The sequence below is a fragment of the Psychromonas sp. genome (genome assembly GCF_041586535.1).
Classification (GTDB): Bacteria; Pseudomonadota; Gammaproteobacteria; order Enterobacterales; family Psychromonadaceae; genus Psychromonas.
In genome coordinates this window covers 1-3787 of the sequence record NZ_JBFGZY010000214.1, presented here as the reverse complement: position 1 = coordinate 3787, position 3787 = coordinate 1, and the positions used below count along the sequence as shown (strand labels likewise).

General features: G+C 40.0%; 3 protein-coding genes and 1 pseudogene. 1 reads left to right on the top strand and 3 read right to left on the bottom strand.

The annotated features are described in order from the left end of the window. The 3 genes and pseudogenes from ABZA00_RS16620 to ABZA00_RS16610 all read right to left on the bottom strand — a co-directional run. Positions 1-1514, bottom strand: a pseudogene (locus ABZA00_RS16620) (ISKra4 family transposase); the annotation flags it as partial. A gap of 230 nt (positions 1515-1744) precedes the next feature. Beyond that, positions 1745-2320, bottom strand: a complete 576-nt coding sequence (locus tag ABZA00_RS16615) for a DNA-3-methyladenine glycosylase I (RefSeq protein WP_372883267.1) — start codon at positions 2318-2320, stop codon at positions 1745-1747. 302 nt (positions 2321-2622) lie between these two features. Beyond that, positions 2623-3108 carry a VOC family protein gene (locus tag ABZA00_RS16610; RefSeq protein WP_372883266.1) on the bottom strand — a complete coding sequence of 162 codons (486 nt, stop codon included), beginning with the start codon at positions 3106-3108 and terminating at the stop codon, positions 2623-2625. Positions 3109-3610: 502 nt separating this feature from the next. Here ABZA00_RS16610 and ABZA00_RS16605 point away from each other — a divergent pair. Further along, positions 3611-3787, top strand: a 177-nt coding sequence (locus tag ABZA00_RS16605) for a helix-turn-helix domain-containing protein (RefSeq protein WP_372883268.1), incomplete at its 3' end; no start/stop codon positions are given.

Sequence of the window (3787 nt, the reverse complement as noted above, 5' to 3'; positions counted from 1 at the left end):
TGGGTGTAGTTCTTTTGAATCGACGCTTTTCAATAAATTCGTTATCCATAGATTCTTTGGCTCGACTGCATTTTGTGGAAAAGCCAATAATCATCAAAATCCCCACTTGATTTGAGTGATCGTAATTTCAGTATTGCTTCTGCTCCCTTTAAACTCCAACGTGCTCCAGTAATATCTAACCGATCATTTATAAGGTGTCGGCAAGCTCCTTCAATGACCCCACTCGCGATAGGATAACCTTTTTTTAATGCTTCTCCATATTGTAAACGGAGCTTGTTTTTTAGTAAGTAATCAGCACAGTTATCAATATTATCGCGCTTACTTAGGCACAATTTCGTGGCACTAATGCGCATTCCTTTTGCCACTTGATTGCTATGACCATGAAGTATCTTGAGCGCGTTTTTCTCTACCCATGCTTCTACTTTATCATCACCTTTTTCATAGAAACACCACGCTGCTTTCCAGACGTATTCAAGTACATGGATAAAGTCCATCACGATAGTGGCTTTGACGTTATGTTTTTTCATGACGCGATTAATTAATCTTATCTGATGGGGATGACCGTCAACCAATACTATCCAGTCCCGTTGTTGTGTTGGATCGCGCTGTAAGGCCTCTAAAAATCCGGCTTCAATAACTGATTCTGCTGTATTCTCAATACTGGCCCACACGCGCTTATTCCGCTCAGATGGTTTGAGGAACTGCACATTATTATTTTCTTTTTCAATTTTCATGATTGATTCTGGAGTTCGCACATGAGGCAGTGCCGTATAAACCGCTGCAACTTGTGCCATCCGTTTTCTGTCTTTTTTCTCCCCTGCGCTTAACCTACTATTCAGTTTTTTGGATTTTAGAGCCGCTTTTTTGGTACATTCTCGAAGGCCTGCTGGCCGCATTACAATGCCTTTGCCATCGAATGTTAATACTAATAAATTATCGGTTTGCTCTGCGTTCAAGTAACGATTTTGTAGGTAATACTTGTCGAAATCCTGCGCGACATCTTGCGCTAATTGAAGGCTTTGCCGCTTTTGTATATAACCCCCAGTCGTCAGATTAATCGATTCGACAGCCTCATCATAGGAGGATTTTCTTGCTTCAATCGCAACGCGGTGGCGTATGCCATCAGAGTATCGATCTGAAGGTAGATTTAGCTGAGCATCTAATGGGAAAACACTTTTCTGTAAACGTTGACTGTAGCTTTTTCGTTTTACGATAACATCACCAAAGAGTGTCGTTAATTTCCGTGTGGTGGCGTGTTTGGTGTGGGAGAGGTGTATTCCTTGCGCGTTATAAACGTTAGAAATTGTTTTTTCACTTGCTGCTTTGAGGTCGAGATAACCTTGGAACAAGCAGCGTAAAACTTCAAATCCTTCTTTTTGAATATACTGCTCGATATCGCCATGCTCATTATCACGATAATTATCAGATTGTAGTTGGTCAATCATGTGCTCAAGTTGTTTATTCGCATCAGAAAAGAATGAAAAATCAAGAGTATTCAAGTAAGCTAGATTCATAGAAGGCCTTTTGGTGCTCTTTGTGCGGTGTGGTAACTACATAACTAACACAAAAAGGCTCTTCTTTCTTCTTAAAAATTCTATAACCCACTGAAATAAAATAGATCTTACGTCGATTCAAAAGATCTACACCCAATTCCGATTGCAGATTGTTAGGCATCGTCCTATGTGAGTGAACAGGGCGGCCATGCTTAAACTGCAAAAAGGATATTGACAATCTATACATGCAACTAACGGTTAAGCTGTTTAACCTCCTGATAGCGAAAACAATCTGTAGTGTGATCATTGACCAGACCGACAGCTTGCATTAATGAGTAACAGATTGTTGGCCCGACAAAGTTAAACCCGCGTTTCTTTAACTCCTTACTCATTCGTTCGGATATTTCAGTTTTGGCGGGAAGTGCGGCTATAGAGTGCCATGCATTTTGTTTGGCAATATGGTCGACAAATCCCCACAGGTAATCGCTTAACGAGCCAAATTCTGCCTGGATATTAATCACGCCTCGCGCATTTTTAATTGCTGATTCAATCTTAAGTCGATTACGCACAATACCGGCATTTTCAAGAAGACGTTCGACATCATCTTGTCCGTAATTTGCAACCTGTATGTAATCAAAATCAGCAAAAGCCTCTCTGTAGTTTTCTCTTTTTTTCAATATTGTCAACCAACTCAATCCGGCTTGAGCGCCTTCTAAGACAATAAACTCAAAAAGTAGCCGATCATCATGAACCGGTACACCCCATTCATGATCATGGTAAGCAATGTACAAAGGATCTTCTGTACACCATTGACATCTTCGTTTCATTTTTAGCTTCTCTGTAATAAGTATGGAGTTCATCAAGCTGATAAACCTGCCGATTGAGCTGCGAAATTAAGAGAGAAATTATAATCCATCTTTAATAGCTTGTCCGCGAATTGCTTTCATGTTGAAGAGGGGCTCTGGCATGGTGGGAAGTATCGGAAAAAGATCATTATCACTATAGATGTACGTTCATAACGGCAACTTTGAGCAAAGCGGATGTCGACAGTTTTAATTTAAAGCTGCAGATAGATACAAAAAAGCTACCGGTAGGTAGCTCTTCAAATAATTTGTTTAACGGGTGTTAATTACTCGTAATCAGAAGCGTAAGTTTCTTCATAAGTGTGCGAGTAAAACTCAAACAAGTTGCCAAACGGGTCTTCCAGGTACACCATTTTTGCAGGTTTGCTGTCGTCTTCCGGATGGTAACGCATAATGTCCATACGCACCTTACCGCCATATTGCTCAGTACGTGCAATAGCACCTTCAAAGTCATCTGTTTGCAGACAGAAGTGGAAGATACCAAGACGTGAGAAATCAACTTCGTGACGTTCCTGGCGCTCTTTCATTTCAAACAGTTCAACACCAATACCGTCAGTCGTCACCAGGTGTGCAATGTTAAAGCCTTTAAAGCCTTCACCAAAAACAGCGATGCACATTTTGCCAATGGCCGTTTCACGCTCTTCTTGTACCTTAGTGTTTCCCATTACAACTTTTAGGCCAAGCGCTTTGGTGTAAAACTCAACCGCTTTATCCATATCGCCAACCATAAGACCCACGTGATTCATTTTCATAACTTGCTCCAAAATTTCTATTGATTTGTTCGTACTGTGTTTCGATGAGGTAATAATACGTTGGACAAAATATAAATAGAAATTATTAAATGTTATCAAGTTAATAATTAAAAGTTATAGTTAATATGCTGGCTATTTATTGAAGTGTGGAGTGAGAATAAATGAAGAGTATTACACTGTTAGGGTAACAAGCTACAGAGGTAATTCTATGAAACAACTTTACGAAGATGTTTGACAAAGTGAGTTATGTAGTTCTGGTATGTTAAATACGCATGCATATTTATTGACTCGCCCTAATGGCAATGTATTGTTCTATAATATCGGTTCAACCCGTGATCTTGACAAGATAATTGAACTTGGAGGCGTCAAATACCAGCTATTAACTCACCGAGATGAAGTCGGCGGATCACTAAAGCGAATTAAGGAACTATTTTTATCAGATTAGACCGTAAAACTCCGCTGCTTTAGCTCGGGGATATAAGGTCTTGAGCACGAAGTGCTCATGTTGCTTGCAGAATTAATAACACTGGTTATAATCACAGTGTTAATTAGCAAGAGGATGAATATGCTGATCCGCAAAGCCTACAAATTCCGGTTAAATACCAATGCAGAAACTGCGCAGCTAATGACGCAGTATGCTGGTAACACCCGTTTTTTGTGGAACAAAGCGTTAGCAATG

Bases quoted from the DNA above. Each gene is read 5' to 3' on its own strand.
- ABZA00_RS16615 (WP_372883267.1), bottom strand. From the start codon at position 2,320: ATGAAACGAAGATGTCAATGGTGTACAGAAGATCCTTTGTACATTGCT.
- ABZA00_RS16610 (WP_372883266.1), bottom strand. From the start codon at position 3,108: ATGAAAATGAATCACGTGGGTCTTATGGTTGGCGATATGGATAAAGCG.